Genomic DNA, 24010 nt, shown 5'->3' with positions numbered 1-24010 from the left:
CCTATACGTCGCTTGAAAGGTTTCCTTACCGTCAACCGTAGCGTGGCTGCCGGTATTCCCCGGTGCCTGACGCCTGGAACGGCGCCGGATGACAGTTTGTGGCGGGCGGTGGCAAGCTGGTGCCATGTGTGGACGCTACGTAATGGCACGTGCCGTGGGGGACCTGCTGGCTGAGTTCGATGCCGAGCTGGAGAGCGAGGTGAGCATCCCGCCGTCGTGGAACGTGGCACCCACCGATGCCGTCCCCATCGTGCTGGAGCGCCTGGTGGATGACAGTGCCGCGCCCCGGCAGGTGCGCCAGCTGCACGTGGCACGCTGGGGCCTGGTCCCGTCCTGGGCCAAGGACCCCGGAATCGGTTCCCGCATGATCAACGCCCGGAGCGAATCGGTGCTGGAGAAGCCGGCGTTCCGGAAGGCAGTCCAGTCCCGCCGCTGCGCGGTCCCGGCCGATGGCTACTACGAATGGAAGCAGGGACCTGGGAAGTCGAAGCAGCCCTACTACGTGCACCCGGGCACGGACCACGGGCTGGTCTTCGCCGGCCTCTACGAGTGGTGGAAGGACCCCTCCGTTCCCGAAGGGGATCCGGGCCGCTGGCTGCTCTCAACGTCCATCCTCACGGCAGACACGCCTCCGCCGGGGTCTGAATCCACCATCTTCGGGAAGCTGACGGAGCTGCACGACCGCGTCCCCCTGCCCATGGACAGGGACACCATGGAGGCATGGCTGGATCCGCAGGCGGATGACGCCGCCGGACTCGTGGACCTGGTGCGGTCCGGCGTCAAGAATGCCGCGGCCGACTGGCGGGTGGAGTCGGTGGGCAAGGAAGTGGGCAATGTCCGCAATAACGGCCCCGAACTGATCCGCCCGGTCGAAGCCCTGTTCTAGCTGCCCTGTTCTAGCTGCCCTGTTCTAGCGCCCTGTTTTCCCAGCCCTGTTTTTCAGCCCAGCTCCAGCAGCCGCACCCCATGGTGAGGCCGGGGATCAGACGGTGACCCTGCCGGCGTCGTCCACTCCCCACGTGGGGTTGTACGCCACTTCCCAGCGGAACCCGTCGGGGTCGGCGAAATACCCCGTGTAGCCGCCCCACGGCTGGGTGACCGGCTCGGCAATGATGTCAGCGCCGGCCTTCGCGGCCTCTTCCATGACCCTGTCCACGTCCCCGGGACCGGCGACGTTGTGGCTGAGGGTGATGCAGGGGATGCCGGCGGGAGGGCTGGTGCCCGCTTCGGCCTGCATCTGGCGGACGTCCCACAGGGACAGCACCAGGCCGTGGTTCACCTGGATGAACAGCACTTCCCCGGCAACCTCACGGTGGACCGGCCAGCCAAGGCCATCAACGTAGAAGTCGCGGGATGCCTGAACATTGCGGACTCCGAGGGAGATAAAGTCGACTCTTGGCTCCATGCTTCGATACTGTCAGATGATGGCGACAATTCAAGGAAACGATAGGGATGCCCGGGCCGACAAGGAACAGCTCGCTGCCGTTCGGGTTGCCGTTGATGAGGTGGATGAACAGATTGTCACCCTCATTGCCCGCCGCGAACGGCTGATCAGGATCGCCGGGACCCTCAAGGGTGATGACGCAGAGGTGCGTGCCCCGGGACGGGTGGAGCGGATCATCGAGCACGTCCGGTCCGCCGCAGAGAAAAAGGACATCGATCCGGACATCGTCGAAGCAACCTACCGGGCGATGATCTCCGCGTTTATTGAACTTGAACTGCGGATCCACAAAGAAAACAGCTGACCTGTTCCGGGGGCTGGCGGAGGAGCCCTAAAGGGCTTCCTCCACCGGCACCCCGTGCTGGAACTCCCGGCCGTCCGCCTCACTGAAGGCTGACAGGACATGGCCCTGCCCCAGCCCGGTCAAGGCCGTCGCGGGAAAGCTCCCGGTAATGCTGTTGTCCGAGTGGGACACTCCCGACAGGTCGTAGTCTTCCTCGATTCCCTGGTCCCGGTTGAACGAGTAGCAGGCGATTGCCTCCCCGTTCATGAACTCAATGCACAGCCGTCGTTGCATGGAATAATCCGGCGAGGCTCCCATCAGGCCCACCACATAGGCCCCGGAGTCCGGAATGGTGCCGTCGATGTCGAACCGTGCAACCAGGGTGGAGTCCTGGGTCTTGATGCTTGCCTGCTTCAGGAGTGCGTCATCGGTACTCATGCCATCATCCTGCTCCCTGCCGCACGCTCCGTCCACCCCCGCCTATGTTTTGCTGCCTCCCCGGCGTAGACTGGATTCGTTCGAATACATATTCGAATAAGGGTCAAAATCTGCAGCTGCAGGGAGGCGCACGTGGGCATGTTCAGCGAGTCCGTTGACGTGGTGTGCTCCGCTTCCGGGCAGCCGGAATCCCTGACGTGGGCAGGAACGTCATACATCGTCTGTGCCGAACCTGTCCGCTGGTATGAACGCCGGCAATGGTGGGCAGAGGATACCCGGGCTCCGCTGGGAAGCGGACCGGGCGTGGTGGACCACGAAATCTGGCGGGTCCAGGTACTGCCTGCCAAAGTGGCGTCCCGCCCGATGGGGCCAGGAGAACCTGCCGTTGCCGAACCCCTCACCCTTGACCTGACCCGCCATATCCGCAGTGGCCGTTGGCGGCTGCTGCGGATCCATGACGGCCTTCGCCCCAAAACCGCATGAATCCCCACCTCCCATCACCATGAGCTTTACCCACCTCCACGTTTCCACGGCATTTAGTGCCCACTACGGTGTCTCCTGGCCTGAAGAGCTGGCAATGGCGGCCGCAGCCGACGGCGCAACGGCCCTTGCCTGCACCGACCGGGACGGGCTGTACGGCACCATCAAGCACCTCAAGGCCTGCATGGCGGCGGGCATCGACCCCATAGTGGGGGTGGACCTTGCAGTATTTGACGACGACGGCGATCACCGCACACAGGTATCCGGCAGGGTGGTGGTGCTGGCCCGCGGCCACAACAACGGTGCCGGGTACCGTGCGCTGTGCCGGCTGGTTTCCGATGCCCACGCCAGGACCTCGGGGAAAGCCGGGGGAGCGGTGCCCGCCGCGGTCACCCGTGCCGAACTCGCCTCCCGCACCCTTGACCCCCAGACCCTCAAGCCGGTGCTGACCGTCCTGATTGGACCGGATTCCGACGTCGGACGGGCCATGGGTGGCCGGCGCTACCTGCGTCCACGGACCCTGTTCAAGCAATGGCTGGATGCCATGCCCGCTGGAACGGTCGTGGCGGAAATTGTCTCCCAGCTCAGCGCTCCGGGGACTCCCTTCAGCACCGCACATGCAGTCCGCATGCTCAGGCTCGCAGAGGAACACCACGTACCCGCCATCCTCACCAACGCCGTCAGGTACTGTGCCGCAGACGGCGCACCAACCGCCGACGTCCTGGATTCTGCCCGGACCCTGAAGTCCCTTCCGGAACTTGCAGGTGAACCGCTCCTGCAGCCCACCGGGCAGGGCTGGCTGAAAACCTCCGAACAAATGCTGGGACTGGGAAAGGAAATCATTTCCGCTGCCGGTTACGGTGCAGCAGACCTCAAACAGCTGATGGCGCAAACAGAGGCGCTCGCCGACCTCTGCCGGATCGACCCCAGCACCGATATGGGGTGGAAGCAGCCAGTGGTTCCGGAAGCATCGGTTATTGGGATCAGCCAGGATCCGCACGCCGAACTGATCCAGCGCTGCCATGCGGGAATCGGCAGGCGTTTCCCGGGGATCTCAGGAAAACCCGAACAGGAGATGCTGTCCCGGCTGGAGCATGAGCTTGGCATCATCCGGAACCTGGGTTTCTCCGCCTATTTCCTGACGGTGGCGGAGGTATCCCGCATGATCCAGGACATGGGGGTCCGGGCGGCCGCCAGGGGCTCAGGAGCCTCAAGCCTGGTCAACTACCTGATCGAGGTCAGCCATGTGAATCCCCTCCAGCATGACCTGATCTTTGAACGTTTCCTTTCCAACGACCGGGCCACCCTCCCTGACATTGACATCGATGTGGAAAGCGCGGAACGCCACAACGTGTACCACAGGATTTTTGACCGGTTCGGCCCGGAGCGCGTCACCCTGATGAGCATGCAGAACGGGTACCGGGCCCGGGGGGCGGTTCGCGACGCCGGGCTGGCGCTGGGCATGGACGACGGCGAGGTGGGGGAGATCGCCAAGCAGTTGTGGCGCTTCTCCGCCCGGAAGTTCCGTGAAGCACTGCAGGAAAAGCCCGAACTCCGGGAGTTCGCCGGCCGGGTGGAGCAGCGCGACACGGACGGGAACCAGCAGCTTGACCTCCTGGTGGACCTGACCGAACGCCTGGACCGGCTGCCCCGCCACATCTCCATGCACCCGTGCGGAGTGATCCTGGGCGATGCCACACTCCTGGACCGCACCCCGGTCCAGCCAAGCGGCCTGGGGCTGCCCATGAGCCAGTTCGACAAGCACGACATGGACCCCATGGGCATGCTCAAACTCGATGTCCTGGGGGTGCGCATGCAAAGCGCCATGGCCTTCGCAGTCCGGGAGATCATCCGCATCCACCCCAGCAAGAAGGACGTGGTGGAGGCAGGAAGGCACCCGGCAGGACCTGACGGAACAGGCCCTGACTACATCGCCGGGGACGGCCGGATCGACCTCAACGCCGTTCCCCTCGACGACGAACCGACATACCAGCTGATCAGGAGCACGCACACCCTTGGCTGCTTCCAGATTGAATCCCCGGGGCAGCGGGAGCTGATTGGAAAGATGGCACCCCGGGAGTTCAACGACCTCATCATCGATATTTCACTGTTCCGTCCCGGCCCCATGAAATCCGACATGGTGCGGCCCTTCCTGGAACACCGGCACGGGTTCGCCCCTGAGGTCTACCCCCACCCGGACCTTAAACCGGTGCTGCAGGAAACCCATGGGGTCACGGTGTTCCACGAACAGATCCTGAAAACCCTCGACATCATGACCGGCTGCGGGCTTGCCAAAGCCGACGAGTTCCGCAGGGCGCTGAGCAGCGACGACGGTGAAGCCAGGGTGGAGGAATACTTCCGGCGCAATGCAAAAACCAGGGGATACACCCCCGAAGTAGTGGACAAGGTATGGGGGACATTGAAGTCGTTCGCCAGTTTCGGCTTCTGCAAAGCCCACGGTGCTGCCTTCGCCGTCCCCACCTACCAGTCCGCCTGGCTTAAGACACACCACCCGGAAGCCTTCCTTGCCGGCTTATGGGAGCACGACCCCGGGATGTATCCCAAACGGCTGCTGGTGGCCGAAGCCCGCAGGCTCGGGATACCCATCCTTCCGCTGGACATCAACCGGAGCAAAGCTGAATACCGGGTGGAGCGGATCGAGTCCGGCCAGGACGCCGGCAGGCTGGGGATCCGGCTCAGCCTGAACGGGATCTACGGGCTGTCCGCAGCCGAATTGAAGCGGATAGTGGCAGGCCAGCCATATGATTCACTGGCAGACCTCCGCGCGCGCTCGCGGCTCAGCAAGCCAAGCATCAGGCGGCTCGCCCAGCTGGGAGCCTTTGATGCCCTGCACCGGGAAGCCGGGGGAACAGCCAACCGGGCCGACCTGGTGCAGCACCTGCAGCAGCTCCAGTCGGCCACTGGCGCGCGCAAAGGCGCCGACATCCTGGAGGGACAGCTGTCCCTACCCTTGGGCGATATTGAACTGCGCAACATCAAGCCCGGGCTTCCAGCCCCCACGCTGGTGGAAAACGTCCGGGCGGAACTGGACCTCATGGCCGTCGATGTCAGCACCCATCTGATGGAAAGCCACCGTCCCCTGCTGGAAAAGCTGGGTGTCACCACAGCCGATAAACTCCTCAGCCTGCGCAACGGGACCGAAGTGCTGGTGGCCGGGGTGCGGGTGGCAACCCAGACCCCTCCCATGCGCGGCGGACGAAGGGTGGTGTTCATCAGCATCGACGACGGCACCGGCTGCGTTGATTCGGTCTTCTTCCACGAAGCCCAGGAAAGTGCAGGGCCACTCCTGTTCGGCACCCGCCTGCTGCTGATCCGCGGCACCACCCGAAGGACCGGCCCCCGGGGGATCAGCCTGAGCGCAAGCATGGCCTGGGACCTCAGCCGCACCGAGACGCTGCCCTTCCCGGAGTCCTCGCCTGCGGCTGCCCAGGACGGCCCGCATCCCCTGGACGGCATCAGCAGGACGCTGGCGATTACCGGCTTTAACGGGTGAGCGTGCTGTGCGCCGCGTTGGTGGGCTCAACCGGAACCGATAGCATTGACGGTGGCTGGCTGTGGTCCCCGTATGCCACAAGCTATGAAGCCTCAACTTTGAATAGGAGACACCCGTGTCAGATGCCCAGCAGATCACCCTTCTCGTCGATGGCGAAGAGACCAAGGTGACTACCGGGACAACCGGTGCGGAACTCTTCTTTGAGCGCCGTGATGTTGTTGTGGCCCGCGTCAACGGCGAGCTGAAGGACCTGGACCAGGAACTGCCCGAAGGCGCCGAGGTGGAAGGCGTAACCATTGATTCGCCCGACGGCCTGAACGTCCTGCGCCACTCCACCGCCCACGTGATGGCACAGGCAGTGCAGCAGCTGCGCCCCGACGCCAAACTCGGCATTGGCCCCTACATCACCGACGGTTTCTACTTCGATTTCGACGTCGCCGAGCCTTTCACCCCCGAGGATCTCAAGACCCTCGAAAAGATGATGCTCAAGATCGTCAACCAGAACCAGAAATTCGTCCGCCGCGTGGTCAGCGAGGACGAGGCCCGCGAAGCCATGAAGAACGAGCCCTACAAGATCGAACTGCTCGGCAAGAAGAACGACGCTGCCGAGGCAGGCGAGGGCGTGAACGTCGAGGTCGGCGCCGGTGACATCACCATCTACGACAACGTGGAGCGCAAGGAAGGCACCACCGTCTGGTGTGACCTCTGCCGCGGCCCGCACCTGCCCAACACCAAGATGATCTCCAACGCCTTCGCGCTGACCCGTTCGTCGTCGGCGTACTGGCTGGGCAACCAGAAAAACCAGCAGCTGCAGCGCATCTACGGAACCGCGTGGCCCACCAAGGAAGCGCTGAAGGCATACCAGGAGCGCATTGCCGAGGCCGAACGCCGCGACCACCGCAAGCTCGGCTCGGAACTCGACCTCTTCTCCTTCCCGGACGAACTGGGCTCCGGTCTGCCCGTCTTCCACCCCAAGGGCGGCATCATCCGCAAGGAGATGGAGGACTACTCCCGCCAGCGCCACGTCGAGGCCGGCTACGAGTTCGTCTACACCCCCCACATCACCAAGGGCCACCTCTACGAGGTCTCCGGCCACCTGGACTGGTACAAGGACGGCATGTTCCCCGCCATGCACGTGGACGCCGAACTCAACGAGGACGGCACCGTGCGCAAGCCCGGCCAGGACTACTACCTGAAGCCGATGAACTGCCCCATGCACAACCTCATCTTCCGCTCCCGCGGCCGGTCCTACCGTGAACTGCCCCTCCGGCTGTTTGAATTCGGATCGGTCTACCGCTACGAGAAATCCGGCGTGGTCCACGGCCTCACCCGCGTCCGTGGAATGACACAGGACGACGCCCACATCTACTGCACCCGCGAGCAGATGAAGGACGAACTCACCAAGACCCTGACCTTTGTCCTGGACCTGCTCAAGGACTACGGCCTGAACGACTTCTACCTGGAGCTGTCCACCAAGGACCCGGAAAAGTACGTGGGCGACGACGCCACCTGGGAGGAAGCCACCAGGACCCTTGCCGAGGTGGCCCAGGAGTCCGGGCTGGAGCTGGTGCCCGATCCGGGCGGAGCGGCGTTCTACGGCCCCAAGATTTCCGTGCAGGCCAAGGATGCACTGGGCCGCACCTGGCAGATGTCCACCATCCAGCTGGACTTCAACCTGCCCGAACGCTTCGAACTGGAATTCCAGGCCGCCGATGGCAGCCGGCAGCGGCCGGTGATGATCCACCGTGCGCTCTTCGGCTCGGTGGAGCGGTTCATGGGCGTCCTCACCGAGCACTACGCCGGCGCGTTCCCCGCCTGGCTGGCTCCGGTCCAGGTGGTGGGCATCCCCGTGGCGGAGGCGTTCAACGAGTACATGTTCGACGTCGTCGACCAGCTTAAGGCCGAGGGCATCCGCGCCGAGGTGGATACGTCCTCGGACCGGTTCCCCAAGAAGATCCGCACCGCCAGCAAGGACAAGATCCCGTTCGTGCTGATCGCCGGCGGCGACGACGCGGAGGCCGGCGCCGTTTCCTTCCGTTTCCGCGACGGCAGCCAGGACAACGGCGTGCCCGTGTCGGAAGCGGTCAAGCGGATCACCGACGCCGTCCGCAACCGGACCAGCTAGCGAACGGAAGCAGCACAGTGCAGGAGAACACAGGCGCAGGATATCCAGGCGATGCCGGCGTTACCGACGACTTCGCCCTCGCCGGTGTCCCCGACGCCTTCCAGCGCCTGTGGACTCCGCACCGGATGGCCTACATCAAGGGCGGGCAGCACCAGTTCAAGAATGAGAACGACTGCCCGTTCTGCGTGGGCCCCGCCCGCACCGACGAAGAGGCGCTCATCGTCTACCGCGGCCGGACCTGCTACGTGGTGCTGAACCTGTTCCCCTACAATCCCGGGCACCTTCTGGTGTGTCCGTACCGGCATATTCCGGACTACACGGACCTCACTGTCGAAGAAACCGCCGAATTTGCCGACCTAACCCAGACGGCAATGCGGGTCCTGCGCAAGGTGTCCAATCCCGGCGGCTTCAACCTGGGCATGAACCAAGGGGTTGTGGGCGGAGCCGGCATCTCGGCGCACCTGCACCAGCACATCGTTCCGCGGTGGGGCGGGGACGGCAATTTCTTCCCCATCATCGCCCAAACCAAGGCCATCACCCAGACCCTTGACGAGGTCCGGAGACAAGTGGCCGAAGCCTGGCCCGGGGAGTCGGATGCTGAATAGGCATGCCCGCGGTTTTTTCACCGCACTGTTCACCCCGCTGGCCCGCTGGCTCCTGAAGATCGGTGTCTCCCCGGATGCGGTAACCATCCTCGGAACTGCAGGTGTTGCGGCCGGAAGCCTGGGCTTCTACCCGCTGGGGCAGCTCTTCTGGGGCACGCTCTTCATCACTGCTTTCATCTTCTCGGACGTCCTGGACGGCATCATGGCCCGGATGCAGGGTGTGAAGAGCCGCTGGGGGAACTTCCTCGACTCCACCCTGGACCGGGTTGCCGACGGTGCCCTCTTCGCCGGGGTGTCCGTCTGGTTCTTCACCGGCGGCAACAACATGGCCATCGCCGTGGCCGCCCTGCTCTGCCTTGTCCTGGGCATGGTTGTCTCCTACGCCCGGGCGAAGGCGGAGTCGCTGGGCTTCACGGCCAACGTGGGGATCGCCGAGCGGGCGGAACGCCTGGTATCCATCCTGGTGGTGACCGGCCTGACCGGCCTGGGCCTCCCGCCGGTGGTGCTCCTGGTCACACTGGTCCTCCTGGCGGCGGCCAGCCTCATCACCGTCGTTCAGCGCGTTGTCTCGGTACGCCGGCAGGCATTGGCAGAGCCCACGCCCGCAGATTAGACATGATTAAGCCTGCCGTGCGGCGGGGGACTAGTATATAAGTGCCCGGTCAAGCGACCCGGCAATCCGTGCGTGCACCTCCGGCAGCTGCCGCCGCATGCCCGGCGAAGATCATCTGTCTACCCATAGGGGTTTTTGTGTCTACACCTGATGTAAGCAACGAGGCCGGTTCGTCCGCGAACAGCGTCACGGGCAGCAGCCGCGTGAAGCGTGGCATGGCCGAGATGCTCAAGGGCGGCGTCATCATGGACGTCGTCAACGTCGAGCAGGCCCGCATCGCCGAAGACGCCGGTGCCGTGGCAGTCATGGCGCTGGAGCGTGTTCCGGCCGATATCCGTGCCCAGGGCGGCGTGTCCCGCATGTCCGATCCCGACATGATCGACCAGATCATTGATGCCGTGTCCATCCCGGTCATGGCCAAGGCCCGCATCGGCCACTTTGTCGAGGCCCAGGTCCTGCAGTCCCTTGGTGTCGACTACATCGACGAGTCCGAGGTCCTGACCCCCGCCGACTACATCAACCACATCGACAAGTGGAACTTCAAGGTTCCCTTCGTCTGTGGCGCCACCAACCTCGGTGAGGCCCTGCGCCGCATCAACGAGGGCGCGGCCATGATCCGCTCCAAAGGCGAAGCCGGCACCGGCGACGTCTCCAACGCCACCGGACACATGCGCAAGATCCGCTCCGAGATCGCCCGGCTGTCCTCCCTGCCCGAGGACGAGCTCTACGTCGCGGCCAAGGAACTGCAGGCCCCGTATGAACTGGTCAAGGAAGTTGCCGCCGCCGGCAAGCTGCCCGTCGTCCTGTTCACCGCCGGCGGCATCGCCACCCCCGCTGACGCGGCCATGATGATGCAGCTCGGTGCCGACGGCGTCTTCGTCGGCTCCGGCATCTTCAAGTCCGGCAACCCCGCCCAGCGCGCGGCCGCCGTCGTCAAGGCCACCACCTTCTTCGACGATCCCGACGTCATCGCCAAGGCCTCCCGCGGCCTCGGCGAAGCCATGGTGGGCATCAACGTCGACGAGATCCCCCAGCCGCACCGCCTCGCCGAACGCGGCTGGTAACTCCCTCCTCGCGTCCTCTTTGGGCGCCTGGCGGCGCTGATCCTCTGCACGCTATTCCCCGCGCCTCGTTTGGCGGCTTTGTCGCTGGTCGGGGCGCGGGGCCCCTTTTACGCGTGCTGCCGGATCACCCCCGCCTGTCGCTGGTGGTCACCTCGCCTAAGTAATGACGACGCCGGTTCCTCACCTTCTTTCGGTGGGGGACCGGCGTCGTACTTCTTTAAGGTCAGGGGGTTACTCCAGGCCGCGGCGCCTTAGCAGGGGGTCCAGCTGTGCGTCGCGGCCCCTCACGATGCGGAACGATTCCAGCGGGTCGCGGCTGTTGCCCCGGGAGAGCAACTCCTGCCGAAAGCGTTCGCCGTTCGCCCTGGTTAGGCCGCCGTTCTCCTTGAACCAGTCAACGGTCTCTGCGTCCAATACTTCGCTCCAGATATAGGAGTAGTAGCCCGCCGCGTATCCGTCCCCGGCGAAGATGTGCTGGAAGTACCCGGTGCGGTACCGGGGCGGAATCAGGCGATGGGCGATCCCGGCGGAAGCCAGGGCCTTGGCCTCAAACTCCAGCACATCGTCAGGGGCACCGCCCGGTTCCAGCACATGCCACGCCAGGTCAAGAAGGGCAGCTCCCAGGTATTCGGTGGTGGCGAATCCCTCGCCCCAGAGCCGGGATTCCTCCAGCCGGTCCACGATGTCCTGCGGCAGCGGCTCGCCGGTGATGTGGTGGCGTGCGTAGTTGGACAGTACATCCGGCCACATGATCCACATTTCATTCACCTGCGACGGGTACTCCACGAAATCCCGCGGCACCGCGGTGCCTGAAAAGCGCGGATAGGTAACGCTCGACAACAGGCCGTGCAGCGCGTGGCCAAACTCGTGGAAAAGGGTCCGCAGTTCGTCCAGGGTGAGAAGCGTCGGTTCACCCGCGGGCGGCTTGGAAATATTCAGGGTATTGATCACCACGGGCCGGGTGCCCAGCAGCGCCGATTGGTCCACGAGCGAGTTCATCCAGGCGCCGCCGCGCTTCGATTCGCGCGCGTAATAGTCGCCCAGGAACAGCCCCAGGGCGGAGCCGTCCTCGTGGCGGACCTCCCAGATACGCACGTCAGGGTGGTAGCCGTGGAGGTCGGTCCGCTCGTGGAAGGTGACGCCGTACAGGGATGTGGCCGCAAAAAACACGCCGTCGTTAATGGTGCGGTTGAGTTCAAAGTACGGCCGGAGCGCCTGTTCGTCGACGTCGTACTTTTCCCGCCGCACCTTGGCCGAGTAGTAGGCCCAGTCCCACGCTTCCAGCGGGTGGCCGGCAACCCCGGCCAGCGCCGCCGCCTCGGCGTCGGCATTGCGGATGGCGGCCGGCGCCATCCGGCCCAGCATGGTCCGGACCGCTTCGAAGTCCGGCGCCGTCTGCCGGTCAACCACAAGTTCGGCATAGTTGGCGAACCCCAGCAGCCGTGCCTTCTCCGCCCTCAGCCCGGCCATGTCCCGGGCCAGGTCCAGGACATCCAGGCTGCCGCCGTCACTGCCCCTCGCCACGGAGGCTTCGAACAGGCGACGGCGGATGTCACGGTTCTCGAGTGCGGCGAGGGCAGGCTGGTTGCCGGGCTGGATCAGGGTGAGCAGGTATTTGCCGTCGTGTCCGGCGTCGCGGGCTGCAACCGCTGCGCTGGCGACGTCGTCGGCCGGCAGCCCCGCCAGGTCGCCCGCGTCATCCAGCAGCAGTGCGGCGGACTTCATTCCTTCCTTGACCCGCTGGCCGAACTCGGTGCCCAGGCGCGCCAGTTCGGCGTTGATGGCGCGCAGCCGCTCCTGGCCCGGCGCATCCAGCTGGATGCCTGACTGGCGGAACTCTTTGAGGTATTCCTCCACCAGGCGGGCCGACTCGGGATCGCAAGTGTCCGTATCGATGGCGGCGAAGCGTTCGAACAAGGCCCTGTTGAGGTACACCTCGTCCTGGTGGGCCTGGAAGCGCGGGGACAGTTCTGTCTCCAGCTCCCGGATTTCCTGCGACGCATCTGCCGACACCAGGGTGAAGAACGCCGCGGCTGACCGGTTCAGCAACTGCCCGGAACGTTCCATGGCCAGGGCCGTGTTCTCGAATGTCGCGGGCTGGGCGTTGCCGGCGATGGCCCCGATCTCGTCCAGGTGCGCGGACAACCCTGCGTTGATGGCTTCACGGTACTGCTCCACGGCGATGGTTTGGAACGGTGGAAGGCCGTAGGGCAGGGGACTGGCGGAAAGGAGCGGGTTCGTCATGGGGTAAACCTTTCACAGCGGGGCACGCTTCTCAATCGGGGGATGGAGGATGCGCTCCCAGCCTGTGTCCCTACAATTGCCGCTATGGGGCCCGGCACGGGCCGCAATCGACGCGACCTGCATGGCACGCGCAAAAGGCAGGGCAATGACGAAGGGACCGTGGCCCATGACCAAGGTTGGCAGCAGGCCCGGGACCGACTTCCTGGGCATTCCGTTCCGATGGCTGGGGCCCGGCGCCATCACGGTGCTGGTGGCGGTGTACGGCGTCTTCTGGTTACTGGCACGCCCTGCCGGCGAACCTGTCCTGGGGCACGTTGGGCAGCTCTTCGGTGGCGAGTCCGTCTTGTTGTATTCGATCGCGCTGGTCCTGGTCAGCACCCTCCCTCACGTCGAGCCGATTTTTGGTGGCATTGACCACGCCGCCATTTGGCACCGCAGGGCGGCGATTACGGCAACCATCCTGTTGCTGCCCCATATTGAACTTGCCGCCAATCCGGAAGCAACCAGCCTGGGCAAGACGTTGGCAGTGGTCGCCATCAGCGGCCTGGCCGCGTTGGTGGTGTGGGCAGTCCTGCCGCGCTGGCGGACGATGCTTCCCGCACCTCTCCGCCGCCTGGTCCTGGCATCTCTTGGAACCCAGCCGGTCCAAATGGCGGCCCGCGTGCTGGGTGGCTACGAGCGGTGGCGGGGCTTCCACCGGCTGACCGGCTTGTTCCTGGCCGCCGGCTTCCTGCACGGCCTGCTCGACGCCAGCGCGTTTGAGGCCGTGCCCGCGCTCCGGTGGAGTTACGTGGTTATCGGCGGGACGGGACTGGGGTTCTACGCCTACCGCGAGCTGCTGTCGCGGCATTTCCTGCCGCACCACGACTACCAGGTTGCGTCCGTCCGGCCCGTTGCGCCGGACCTGGTGGAAGTGGCGCTCCGTCCCCTGGGCCGGCCGCTGGATTTCAGGCCGGGCCAGTTCGCCATGGTCTACCTGGAAACAGCAGAGGGCTGGCAGCGGCACCCATTCTCCATCTCGGGACCGGCAGAGGAAGGTGGAATCAGCATCACGGTCAAGGCGCTGGGCGACCATACAGCCAGGCTTCCGGACGTGGTCCAGCCGGGGATGCCGGCCGTGGTCGGTGGGCCCTACGGACGCTTTGACCGGCACCGCGGCACGTCCCATCAGGCCTGGATCGCCGGCGGTGTGGGAATCACGCCCTTCCTCAGCTGGCTGCGGTCACTGGACGGGGAGCTCCACGAAGACGTCCACTTCTTCGTGACCTCGGCAGGTCCGTCGCCCTTTGCCGACGAGATCACTGCCGCCGCCTGGAATCAGCCACGGCTCACGGTCCATCTGGTGGACACCGAGGCGGATGGCCGGCTCACCCCGGAGGCAGTCCTGGCCGCAGTGGGAACCGAACCACGCCAGCTGTCGGTTTTCATGGGCGGACCGGATCCCATGCTGCGGCAGTTCCGCAAAGCCTTCCGGGCCGCCGGAGTCCGCCGGGCCAACATCCACCGGGAGTACTTCCAGTGGCGTTGACCGGGATGCCGCACCTCTGCCGGTAACCCGGGTCAGTAGTCTTTTTGGTCAGCGCGGCCGGCGGGCAGCGTGCTCCCGGGCCAGGACGGCAAAGGTGTCGTCCGGGTTGCCGGGGGAGAAGCTGCCGAACTTGCGCTCCGCTGCGGTGCGGATGAGGAAGTCGGCGATGGCGGGGTTCTTCGGCAGCAGCGAGCCGTGCAGGTAGCTGGCCACGATGTTGCGGTAGCGGGCCCCTTCATGGCCGTCGTTGCTGTTGTTACCCGTTCCCTTGGCCACGGTACCGAGTGGCCGCACACCGCTGCCCAGCGTGGTTTGGCCGCTGTGGTTTTCGTAGCCGAGGACGTCGCCGAACTCATTGGTTGAGACTTTGACGTTGCCGATCAGGCGCTCGTCGGTGCCGTGGGTTTCCACGTCCAGGATGCCGATGCCCGGGATGACAGCGCCGGTGCGGGTTTTGAAGAACCGGCCAAAAAGCTGGTAGAGGCCGCAAATGACCAGCATCGGCGCACCATCCTCGGCCAGCTCCTTGAGCTGGCCGGCCCGGGCCTGCAGGTCGTCCTGGATCACCAGTTGCCCGCTGTCCTGCCCGCCGCCGCCGACAATGATGTCCACGCCCTCGGGAAAAGGATCGCCCACGTTGTATTCGAGCAGTTCAGGGGTGTACCCGTGCCAGGAAATGCGGCGCTGCAGGACCAAGGCATTGCCCCAGTCGCCGTAGATGTTCATGTCGCGCGGGTACAGCTGCACCACCCGGAGGGTGCCCTTGGACTGACCGCCGGCCGTCGCTGCTTCTGCAGGATTCACGAGACAACCTCCACGGTGGTGATTTTGGACAGCTCGCGGCGGATGGCCAGCATAGCGGTGTAGGTGCAGAAAATCCGTTTGGGCTTGCCCTGGCCCTCCCGGATAAAGGCTGCCAGGGCGGCCGGGATGTCGGTCTGCACCGCTCCGACCTGGACGTCGTCGTACTGGAGCCGCAGCGCCATGTCGTAGGCGCGCGACCCGCTTATCATTTCCACCCCCGCCCCGCGCAGGGAATCAAATTCCACGTCCCACAGCCAGGACATGTCCCGCCCGTCCGCGTAGTTGTCGTTGATGGCGATCATGGTGGCGTACCCGGCGGCGGGGAAGGATTTCAGTCCCAGCCGGAAACCGCTGGGGTTCTTCACCAGCACCAGGTCCAGCGGCTGGCCGTCCACGGTGAGGCTTTCGCCGCGGCCGAAGGCCGGCGCCACCCGGGACAGCGCGTCCAGCAAAGTGGCGTGGTCGGCGGTGGCGGCGCCACTGCCGCAGATGCTGCGGGCCAGCGTCAGCGCAGCAGCCGCGTTAAAGATGTTGTAGACGCCGCGCAGCTTCATCGCCGTGGTGACCGTCCCGCCGTCGTACTCAAACTCGGCGCTGTCCGCGCCCACTTTGCGGAGCACGACGTCGGCTGCCGGCTTTTCCGGCAGGCCCGCCGGCGCGGGGCTCCCCGGAGCGGCACGCATGTCGTCGTCATTGGGAAAGGTGCCCAGCAGTGAGTCGTCAAGGCCGAAGTACTTGACCTCCTGGCCGGTCAGTGTATCCGCGATCCTGGCAACGCGGGGGTCCTCGCGGTTCAGGACCACGGTTCCTGTGGTCTTGGAAGCGATGTGCTGCAGGAGCTCTGCCGTTTTGTCGATCTCGCCGAAACGGTCCAGTTGGTCACGCAGAACGTTCAGCAAGAGGCAGTAGCGGGGCGGGACGCTGTTCACGAAATGGACCGCATGGGCTTCGTCCAGTTCCAGCACCGCGACGTCCGCGTCCAGCCTGCCGCGCCAGTCCACCTCGCCGAGGAGGGCCGCCGCCACGCCCCGGGTGAAGTTGCTGCCGGTCCGGTTCGTGAAGACCTTCAGGCCCTGGCTCTCCAGCAGTTCGACCACCATCTTGGTGGTGGTCGTCTTGCCGTTGGTACCGCTGACCACCGCCACACCATGGGGCAGCGTGGTGAGCGTCCGCCGCATGAAGCCGGGATCGATTTTTTCGACCACCAGTCCTGGAAGTGCGGACCCGCCGCCCCGCAGCCGGGACACCCTGCGGACCAGCTTGCCGAGCGGAACACTGAAGAAGACCATGTTTTGAATATATCCCAGCAGCGGCATGCAACCTTTGCCGGGGCCTCCGAGTGGCAGCAGCCATGGAGGGAGGGCCCGTATGCTGGAGGGATGACGAATCCCCCCTCTGCTGCTCCTGCGCGCGTGGGCTCAGGCCTGCGGATCGGCGTCCTGGCCCTCCAGGGAGACTTCCGCGAACACCTCCGCGCCGCCGAAGCCACCGGCGCGCAGGGCGTGGCTGTCCGCCGCCCGGAGGAGCTGGACGGCCTGGACGGCCTTATCATTCCCGGTGGCGAATCCACCACCATCGACAAGCTGGCGAGGGCCTTCGACCTTGCAGACCCGCTCCGGAAGTACATCGCCGAGGGACTGCCGGTCTATGGCTCCTGCGCAGGGATGATCCTGCTTGCCTCGGACATCGCCGATCCTGCCACCGATCTTTCGGGCGCCCCCCAGCAGACGTTCGGCGGCCTGGACATCACCGTCCGCCGCAACGCCTTTGGCCGGCAGCGCGAGTCCTTCGAAACCGATCTGGAGTTCAAGGGCCTGGAATTCAGCGCCACGGAATCAGGCGTGGCACCCGTGCACGCTGTCTTCATCCGCGGTCCGTGGGTGGAGCGGGTCGGTGCGGACGTGGAGGTCCTGGCGAAGGTGGAACCGGCGGACCCCGGCCAGGCGTCCCACGCCGCAGCGCTGCCCGGGACGGCTAGAATTGTCGCAGTGCGTTCCGGCCAGCTGCTGGCCACCTCCTTCCACCCGGAAGTGACCGGCGAGAAACGCGTACACGAACTTTTTATCCGCATGATCAGAGGAGAAGCGTAAAGCATGTCAGGCCACTCCAAATGGGCAACGACCAAGCACAAAAAGGCGATCATTGACAGCCGCCGCGCAAAGTCGTTTGCCAAACTGATCAAGAACATCGAAGTTGCCGCCCGGATGGGTGGACCGGACCTCGCCGGCAACCCCGGCCTGGAACTGGCCGTTACCAAGGCCAAGAAAACGTCCGTCCCCAACGACAACATTGACCGCGCCATCAAGCGCGGCGCCGGGCTCACCGGTGAAGTGGTGGACTACACCGAAATCATGTACGAGGCCCGCGGGCCCCAGGGCTCAGCCCTGCTGATCGAGTGCCTTACCGACAACAAGAACCGGGCGGCTTCCGAAGTAAGGCTGGCCATCTCCCGCAACGGCGGCACCATCGCGGACCCGGGCTCCGTCAGCTACCTCTTCACCCGCAAGGGTGTTGTGAACCTGCCCAAGAACGGCCTGAGCGAGGACGACGTCCTGATGGCCGTCCTCGACGCAGGCGCGGAGGAAGTCAAGGACAACGGCGAGACCTTCGAGATCCATTCGGAGCCGGGAGATCTTCCCGCCATCCGCGAAGCACTCAAGGAAGCCGGCATCGAGTACGACACCGACGAAGTTGAGTTCGTGCCCTCAATGCAGGTTGAGCTGGATGTGGACGGCGCCCGCAAGTTCCTGAAGCTTGCCGACGCCCTCGAGGACCTCGACGACGTCCAGAACGTGTACAGCAACGCCGACCTCAGCGACGAAGTCCAGGCCGCCCTGGAATCCGAGTGACGTCCCGCCTTGCCGGCTAGTGCGTCCCCGGAGGCTGTGCCGGGCACTTCGATGGGGGCCGGGTGACACTCCGCGTCCTCGGCGTTGATCCCGGCCTCACCCGGTGCGGCATTGGCGTGGTGGATGTTGAGCGGAACCGGCGGGCCAGCATGGTGGCCGTCGGCGTGGTAGGCACGTCCCCCGAGGAGACGCTGGACCGGCGCCTGCTGGTGATCGCCACGGCAATTGACGAATGGCTTGACCGCTACGAGCCGGACGTCCTCGCCGTCGAACGCGTCTTTTCCCAGCTCAATGTCAGCACGGTGATGGGCGTAGCCCAGGCTTCCGGCGTGGTCATCGCTGCGGCGGCCCGCCGGGGAATTCCGGTGGCGCTGCACACGCCATCAGAGGTCAAGGCCGCCGTGACCGGGAGCGGGTCCTCCAACAAGGACGCCGTGACCAAGCTGGTCACTAAGATCCTCCGCCTTGACGCGCCGCCGCGTCCGGCCGACGCCGCCGACGCGCTGGCGCTGGCCATCACGCACGCGTGGCGGGCCGGAAGCGGCGCGGCCGTGGCCACCACGGGTCCCGGCAGTTCATCCCTGACGCCCGCGCAGCGGGCATGGGCGGAGGCGGAGGCGAAGGCGCGCCGTGCACGCTGATTGTCCCTGCTGCTTGCTAGGGTATTCGTAAATATGTTCGGATAGCCGGGCCCTCACTGTGAGGCCGGCGGTACAACGGGAGCCCGGCCTTGATCAGTTTCCTCCGCGGAACCGTAGCGCATGTTGGCCTGTCCACGGCCGTGATAGACCTCAACGGTGCCGGGATGAGCGTCAACGCCACGCCCCAGACGCTCAGCAGGCTGCACGTGGGTGAACAAGGCCAGCTGTTCACCTCCCTGATCGTGCGGGAAGACTCGCTGACGCTCTTTGGCTTCGCCTCCGACGACGAACGCGAGGTCTTCGACATCCTGCTGAGTGTCAGCGGCGTCGGTCCCCGGCTTGCGCTTGCAGTCCTGGCCGTCCACGATCCCGAAGCAATCAGGGTTGCCGCGCACACAGGGGACAGCAAGACCTTCACGAAGGTCCCCGGAATCGGCCCCAAGGTGGCCGGCAGGATAGTGCTGGAGCTGGCTGGAAAGCTCGTCCCGCACGGAACCGCCGCGGCCCCCGGTGCCGCCACGCCCGCAGAAGCTGCCTGGAAGCCCCAGGTGGTGGCTGCCATGACCAGCCTGGGCTGGTCCGAAAAGGACGCCTCCACCAGCATCGACAAAGCCCTTGCGGAGGACCCGGAAGTGTCCTTCCGCGGCAACGTGCCCGAAATCCTGCGCACCACCCTCCGCTGGCTGGGCCAGGACGGCGCCCGGGCAGGCAACCGCGTAGGCACCCGTGGCTGAACCGTCCCTGGTCGCAGCGGGGGAGGAGCCGGAGGAGCGTGCCATTGAGGCGGCGCTCAGGCCCAAGAACCTTGACGACTTCGTTGGCCAGCACCGGGTGCGCAAGCAGCTGTCGCTGGTGCTCCAGGCGTCCCGGATGCGCGGACGGACTGCCGACCACGTGCTGTTCTCCGGGCCGCCCGGCCTGGGCAAGACCACCCTGGCGATGATCGTTGCCGCCGAGATGAACGCGCCGCTGCGCCTCAGCAGCGGACCTGCCATCCAGCACGCCGGCGACCTCGCAGCAATCCTGTCCTCGCTCTCTGAGGGCGAGGTCCTGTTCCTGGACGAGATCCACCGCATGTCCCGGCCTGCAGAGGAAATGCTCTACATGGCAATGGAGGACTTCCGCGTTGACATCGTGGTGGGCAAAGGGGCCGGTGCCACCGCCATCCCGCTCGAGCTGCCGCCGTTCACCCTGGTGGGCGCCACCACCCGCGCGGGACTGCTGCCGGGACCGCTGCGCGACCGGTTCGGCTTCACCGGGCACCTCGAGTTCTACTCGGTTCCGGAGCTGGAACTGGTGCTGCGGCGTTCTGCCGGACTGCTGGACCTGAAGGTCAACTCGGCCGGCTTCGCCGAAATCGCCGGCCGTTCCCGCGGCACTCCCCGTATTGCCAACCGGCTGTTGCGGCGCGTCCGGGACTGGGCGCTGGTGCACGGCGTCGAACAAATCGACGCCAGGACCGCGTCCGCTGCCCTGGATATGTATGAGGTGGACAAAAAGGGACTGGACCGGCTGGACCGGGCCGTCCTCGACGCACTCATCACCAAGTTCGGCGGCGGTCCGGTCGGACTGTCCACCCTCGCCATCGCCGTCGGTGAAGAAACCGAAACCGTTGAGACAGTCGCCGAACCGTTCCTGGTCCGGGAGGGCCTGCTGGGCCGTACGCCCCGCGGCAGGATTGCCATGGCACCGGCATGGACGCACCTGGGCTATGCCATCCCGTCCGGCGTCTTCGCGCAGGAGCAACTGGACCTTTTCGAGCCCGCCGGGGGCGATGCCGCGGCGGGGGACTGGGCCCCGGAGAGCCAATAGCAGGCTCCCTTCAGCTTTTCCCTTTAGACTGGTATGACGCCCGGCACGTTCGGGTCTTTGTTTCGCGGGTGGCCCTGACGCCCCCGTCGCTTGGGGAAGGAACATGTCAGGCGTTCTGCCTGCACCGCAAACCCGCCCCGGCCGAAGCGAAGCCAACGTCGCCGGAAAACCCAGCTACACCACGCTAAAGAACGGAATTCCCCTTGGATCCAATGTCAATTCTCCTGTTCGTCATGCTCGGCGTATTCATCTTCATGATGTTCCGCCGCAACAAGAAGACGCAGCAGCAGCAGGCAGAGCTCCAGTCGAAGTTTGCCCCGGGCGTGGAGGTCATGACCAGCTTTGGCCTTTTCGGCCGGATCGTGGACATCGACGAGGCCGAGAACAAGGTCACCCTTGAACTTTCCCCCGGCAACCTGGCCACTGTGCACCGCCAGGCCGTCACCAAGGTCGTTGAGCCGGTGGCAGAAGCCGCCGCCCAGCCGGCCGACGCCTCCCCGGTGGTTCCGGATGATGCGTCCTCCCTCACCACCCCGGAGTCCGGAAGCACCGCAACAGGTGCCGAGACTCCCGAGGAAACCCTGAAGCGCCTCAACGACGAGGGCAAAAAGGACAGCTAGGCCCGCTGGCCCCTTCCTCCCTCTACCGCTGCGGACCACCGCCGGCGCAGGCAGCAGCCCGCTCCGGCGGTTTCTCCGCGAACAAGAGAAAGATCGACAATGGCACGAACTGGCCGCAAGAAACCAGGGCTCCGCGTCCTGGTCTGGCTTGGTGTAATCCTGGCAGCGCTGACCGCCGTCCTGGCCGGCGGCACCATTGCCGGACAGGCCAGCTGGGCACCCAAGCTGGCGCTGGACCTCGAGGGCGGCACCCAGATGATCCTGGCCCCGAAGGTGGAGGGCGGTTCGGACATCAACGAACAGCAGCTCAACCAGGCGGTGGCGATCATCCGCCAGCGCGTTGACGGTTCCGGCGTCTCCGAGGCGGAAATCAGCACCCAGTCAGGGCGCAACGTGGTGGTCAGCCTTCCCGGCACACCCTCTGCCGAGACGCGCAACCTGATCCAGGCCTCGGCGGACATGAACTTCCGCCCTGTCCTCCTCAATGGCGACGGCGCAGCAGTTCCTGCCGAGTCGCAGACGCCGGAGGACCAGCTGCCCAAGCCGACCGCCGAGCCTGCCAACAGCAGTGACACCAACTGGATCACGCCCGAGATCTACAAGCAGTTCGAGGCACTGGACTGCAACAGTGCCGCTGCGGAGAAAGCCCAGCGGTCGGATCCCACCAAGCCGCTGGTGACCTGCGAGCCGGCCACGGACAAGTCGCCGGCCATCAAGTACATCCTGGGTCCCGTGGAGGTGAAGGGCAGCAACATCGTCACCTCGTCCTTCCAGCTGCAGCAGGGCGCACAGGGGGCTGTCACCAATGAATGGGCCGTCAACATCCAGTTCGACGCCGAGGGTACAGCCAAGTTCAAAGAGGTCACCGAACGGCTCAACCAGTTCTACGTGGCAGCCGGCGGCCAGTCGGGCACCGACCCCAAGTCCCAGTTCGCCATTGTGCTGGATGACCAGGTCATCTCCGCCCCGCGTTCCCTGGCTGTCATCACTGACGGCCGTCCGCAGATTACCGGTGGCTTCAATGAGAAGACGGCCAAGGCACTCTCCGACCAGTTGAAGTTCGGCGCCCTTCCCATCAGCTTCGACATCCAGAGCGAGCAGCAGATTTCCGCCACGCTCGGTGGCGAACAGCTGCGCATGGGCCTGCTGGCCGGCCTGATCGGGCTCCTGCTCGTGGTGGTCTACTCGCTGTTCCAGTACCGTGCCCTGGGCTTCGTCACCATCGCATCGCTGGTGGTGGCCGGTGCCCTGACGTACCTGGCCATCGCGATCCTGGGCTGGACGGAGAACTATCGGCTGTCACTGGCCGGCGTGGCCGGCATCATCGTGGCCATCGGCCAGACGGCAGACTCCTTCATCGTCTACTTCGAACGCATCAGGGATGAACTGCGTGAAGGGCGCGGCCTGGTATCCGCCGTCGAAAACGGCTGGAAGCGCGCCAAGCGCACCGTCCTCGCCTCCAAGGCCGTTAACCTCCTGGCCGCACTGGTCCTGTACTTCGTGGCAGTGGGCAACGTCCGCGGCTTCGCCTTCACCCTGGGCCTGACCGCCATCGCCGACCTCATCGTGGTGTTCATGTTCACCCACCCCACGCTGCAGCTCCTGGCCCGTACCCGGTTCTTCGGTGAAGGCCACAAGTTCTCCGGCCTCGACCCCGAACGGCTGGGTGCCGTCCCGCTGTACCGCGGCGCCGGACGCGTCCGCACCCCGGAGGACAAGCCCGTGGTGGTCCGCACCAAGAACACAGGGGCGGCTGCCGAGGCCGAGCGCCGCATGACCATCGCCGAGCGGCGCCTGGCAGAGAAGCAGGAACAGTTGGCTGGTTCGTCCAAGACCTCCGCGAAGGAGAACAAGTAATGTCAGGCTTCGCTACTTTCGGCAACGAGCTCTACACCGGGAAGCGCTCCTACGACTTCGTCGGCGCCAAGAAGATCTGGTTCATCATCGCAGCGGTGGGCGTGGCCCTGTCCATCCTTATCCCGGTGGCCAAGGGCGGCTTCAACCTCGGCATCGAATTCCGCGGTGGTTCCGAATTCACCGTGTCCAACGTCAAGACCACCGATGCCTCCATCGGTGAGAAGGCCGTGACTGATGTGGTGTCGGGCAGTGTTCCGCGGGTAGCCAACGTGGCCGGCAACACCATGCGCATCCAGACCGACAAACTGACGGATGACGAGACCCTCCGGATCAAGGAGGGCCTCACCACCGCCTACGGCGTTACCGACAACGAGGTGACCTCCACGTTCGTCGGGCCCACCTGGGGTGCAGACGTGACCAAGCAGGCACTGATCGGCCTGGGAGTATTCGTGCTGCTCGCGGCCCTGCTGATGGCCCTGTACTTCCGTACCTGGAAGATGTCCCTCTCGGCGCTTGCCGGCATGGCCGTCACCATGTTCATCACGGCCGGGGTCTATGCCCTCAGCGATTTCGAGGTCACCCCCTCGGCCATCATCGGGTTCCTCACCGTCCTCAGCTACTCGCTGTATGACACCGTGGTGGTTTTCGACAAGATCCGCGAAAACACGGCCGGGATCGACGCGTCCACGCGTCGGACCTTCGGCGAGGAAGTCAACCTTGCCGTCAACCAGACGCTGGTGCGCTCCATCAACACCATGATGGTGGCCATCCTTCCCGTGGGCGCCATCCTGTTCATTGGTGCCGGCCTCCTGGGCGCAGGAACCCTGCGTGACCTGTCCCTGGCACTGTTCGTCGGAATCCTCATCGGTACAGCGGCAACCATCTTCGTGGCGGCGCCGATGTACGCCTGGCTCCGCCAGGGCGAACCGGAGCTGGTGAAGCAGGCAAGGCGTGTTGAGCAGCGCCGCGCAGGTGCAGCTGAACGGGCAGTTCCGGCATCGCCGGCCAAGGCCTGATCAGCAACCACCGGCAGCTTTAAACCCCCCAAAGGCCGGGCGGCGCGTACTTTGCGCCGCCCGGCCTTTGCCTGTG

22 protein-coding genes are annotated in these 24010 nt (G+C 65.3%); 17 read left to right on the top strand and 5 right to left on the bottom strand.

The features are described 5' to 3' along the window. Positions 1-124 precede the first annotated feature (124 nt). Positions 125-886 (top strand): SOS response-associated peptidase, encoded by a 762-nt coding sequence (locus ACEN9K_RS12485; protein ID WP_081620193.1) that lies wholly within the window; start codon positions 125-127, stop codon positions 884-886. Positions 887-982: 96 nt separating this feature from the next. On the opposite strand, the gene ACEN9K_RS12480 is transcribed toward ACEN9K_RS12485, so the two are convergent. Beyond that, complete coding sequence (locus ACEN9K_RS12480; RefSeq protein WP_223991672.1) at positions 983-1405, bottom strand: VOC family protein; 423 nt, start codon at positions 1403-1405, stop codon at positions 983-985. Between the two features lie 19 nt (positions 1406-1424). Here ACEN9K_RS12480 and ACEN9K_RS12475 point away from each other — a divergent pair, with 19 nt between their 5' ends. Further along, positions 1425-1745 (top strand): chorismate mutase, encoded by a 321-nt coding sequence (locus ACEN9K_RS12475; protein ID WP_051081370.1) that lies wholly within the window; start codon positions 1425-1427, stop codon positions 1743-1745. Positions 1746-1772: 27 nt separating this feature from the next. Here ACEN9K_RS12475 and ACEN9K_RS12470 read toward each other — a convergent pair whose 3' ends face one another. Continuing rightward, positions 1773-2162: a hypothetical protein gene (locus ACEN9K_RS12470; protein ID WP_018769352.1), complete on the bottom strand. Its 390-nt coding sequence runs from the start codon at positions 2160-2162 to the stop codon at positions 1773-1775. Positions 2163-2294: 132 nt separating this feature from the next. On the opposite strand from ACEN9K_RS12470, the gene ACEN9K_RS12465 reads away from it, so the two are divergent. From ACEN9K_RS12465 to pdxS, 6 genes are all read left to right on the top strand, one after another. Beyond that, positions 2295-2645 carry a DUF6504 family protein gene (locus tag ACEN9K_RS12465; RefSeq protein WP_018769351.1) on the top strand — a complete coding sequence of 117 codons (351 nt, stop codon included), beginning with the start codon at positions 2295-2297 and terminating at the stop codon, positions 2643-2645. A 19-nt stretch (positions 2646-2664) separates the two neighbouring features. After that, positions 2665-6156, top strand: coding sequence for a DNA polymerase III subunit alpha (locus ACEN9K_RS12460; protein WP_144599777.1), 3492 nt, complete (start codon positions 2665-2667; stop codon positions 6154-6156). A gap of 115 nt (positions 6157-6271) precedes the next feature. Then, positions 6272-8281 (top strand): threonine--tRNA ligase, encoded by a 2010-nt coding sequence (gene thrS / locus ACEN9K_RS12455; protein WP_056390502.1) that lies wholly within the window; start codon positions 6272-6274, stop codon positions 8279-8281. 17 nt (positions 8282-8298) lie between these two features. Continuing rightward, a complete protein-coding gene (locus tag ACEN9K_RS12450; protein WP_018769348.1) occupies positions 8299-8886 on the top strand; it encodes an HIT family protein in 588 nt (195 codons plus the stop codon). Further along, positions 8876-9499 carry a phosphatidylinositol phosphate synthase gene (gene pgsA, locus ACEN9K_RS12445; RefSeq protein ID WP_134164696.1) on the top strand — a complete coding sequence of 208 codons (624 nt, stop codon included), beginning with the start codon at positions 8876-8878 and terminating at the stop codon, positions 9497-9499. The genes ACEN9K_RS12450 and pgsA overlap by 11 nt, the downstream gene beginning before the upstream one ends. 137 nt (positions 9500-9636) lie before the next feature. Continuing rightward, entirely contained in the window at positions 9637-10563 is a 927-nt protein-coding gene (gene pdxS / locus ACEN9K_RS12440; RefSeq protein ID WP_026265780.1) for a pyridoxal 5'-phosphate synthase lyase subunit PdxS, read from the top strand. Between the two features lie 231 nt (positions 10564-10794). Here the strand turns inward: pdxS and ACEN9K_RS12435 are convergent, their stop codons facing one another. Then, positions 10795-12807, bottom strand: a complete 2013-nt coding sequence (locus tag ACEN9K_RS12435) for a M3 family metallopeptidase (RefSeq protein ID WP_495634475.1) — start codon at positions 12805-12807, stop codon at positions 10795-10797. 145 nt (positions 12808-12952) lie between these two features. On the opposite strand from ACEN9K_RS12435, the gene ACEN9K_RS12430 reads away from it, so the two are divergent. After that, on the top strand, positions 12953-14335 hold the full coding sequence (locus tag ACEN9K_RS12430) for a ferredoxin reductase family protein (RefSeq protein ID WP_495634474.1): 1383 nt from the start codon (positions 12953-12955) through the stop codon (positions 14333-14335). A gap of 48 nt (positions 14336-14383) precedes the next feature. Here ACEN9K_RS12430 and ACEN9K_RS12425 read toward each other — a convergent pair whose 3' ends face one another. Together ACEN9K_RS12425 and ACEN9K_RS12420 are read right to left on the bottom strand one after the other, a co-directional pair. Then, complete coding sequence (locus tag ACEN9K_RS12425) at positions 14384-15139, bottom strand: type 1 glutamine amidotransferase family protein (RefSeq protein WP_134164698.1); 756 nt, start codon at positions 15137-15139, stop codon at positions 14384-14386. After that, entirely contained in the window at positions 15136-16428 is a 1293-nt protein-coding gene (locus ACEN9K_RS12420) for a Mur ligase family protein (protein ID WP_208324258.1), read from the bottom strand. Before ACEN9K_RS12420 ends, ACEN9K_RS12425 begins: the two co-directional genes overlap by 4 nt. Before the next feature lie 90 nt (positions 16429-16518). Here ACEN9K_RS12420 and pdxT point away from each other — a divergent pair, with 90 nt between their 5' ends. The 8 genes from pdxT (at position 16519) to secF (ending at position 23934) form a co-directional block, all read left to right on the top strand. Further along, on the top strand, positions 16519-17229 hold the full coding sequence (gene pdxT / locus ACEN9K_RS12415; protein WP_056390487.1) for a pyridoxal 5'-phosphate synthase glutaminase subunit PdxT: 711 nt from the start codon (positions 16519-16521) through the stop codon (positions 17227-17229). A gap of 3 nt (positions 17230-17232) precedes the next feature. After that, the gene (locus ACEN9K_RS12410; RefSeq protein ID WP_018769340.1) at positions 17233-17988 is read left to right on the top strand and encodes a YebC/PmpR family DNA-binding transcriptional regulator; all 756 of its coding nucleotides are present in this window, start codon (positions 17233-17235) and stop codon (positions 17986-17988) included. Positions 17989-18050: 62 nt separating this feature from the next. Continuing rightward, entirely contained in the window at positions 18051-18629 is a 579-nt protein-coding gene (gene ruvC, locus ACEN9K_RS12405; protein WP_018769339.1) for a crossover junction endodeoxyribonuclease RuvC, read from the top strand. Between the two features lie 89 nt (positions 18630-18718). Then, entirely contained in the window at positions 18719-19363 is a 645-nt protein-coding gene (gene ruvA, locus ACEN9K_RS12400) for a Holliday junction branch migration protein RuvA (protein WP_018769338.1), read from the top strand. Then, positions 19356-20441: a Holliday junction branch migration DNA helicase RuvB gene (ruvB, locus tag ACEN9K_RS12395; protein WP_018769337.1), complete on the top strand. Its 1086-nt coding sequence runs from the start codon at positions 19356-19358 to the stop codon at positions 20439-20441. Before ruvA ends, ruvB begins: the two co-directional genes overlap by 8 nt. A gap of 212 nt (positions 20442-20653) precedes the next feature. Further along, positions 20654-21061, top strand: a complete 408-nt coding sequence (yajC, locus tag ACEN9K_RS12390; protein ID WP_144599771.1) for a preprotein translocase subunit YajC — start codon at positions 20654-20656, stop codon at positions 21059-21061. 99 nt (positions 21062-21160) lie between these two features. Next, positions 21161-22918 (top strand): protein translocase subunit SecD, encoded by a 1758-nt coding sequence (gene secD, locus ACEN9K_RS12385; protein WP_018769335.1) that lies wholly within the window; start codon positions 21161-21163, stop codon positions 22916-22918. Next, the gene (secF, locus tag ACEN9K_RS12380) at positions 22918-23934 is read left to right on the top strand and encodes a protein translocase subunit SecF (RefSeq protein WP_056390484.1); all 1017 of its coding nucleotides are present in this window, start codon (positions 22918-22920) and stop codon (positions 23932-23934) included. Before secD ends, secF begins: the two co-directional genes overlap by 1 nt. Positions 23935-24010: the final 76 nt, after the last annotated feature.

Source organism: Pseudarthrobacter sp. Pseusp20 (assembly GCF_059492155.1).
The sequence above is the reverse complement of the archived record's forward strand: the minus strand, read 5'-3'. Positions and strand labels throughout refer to the sequence as shown.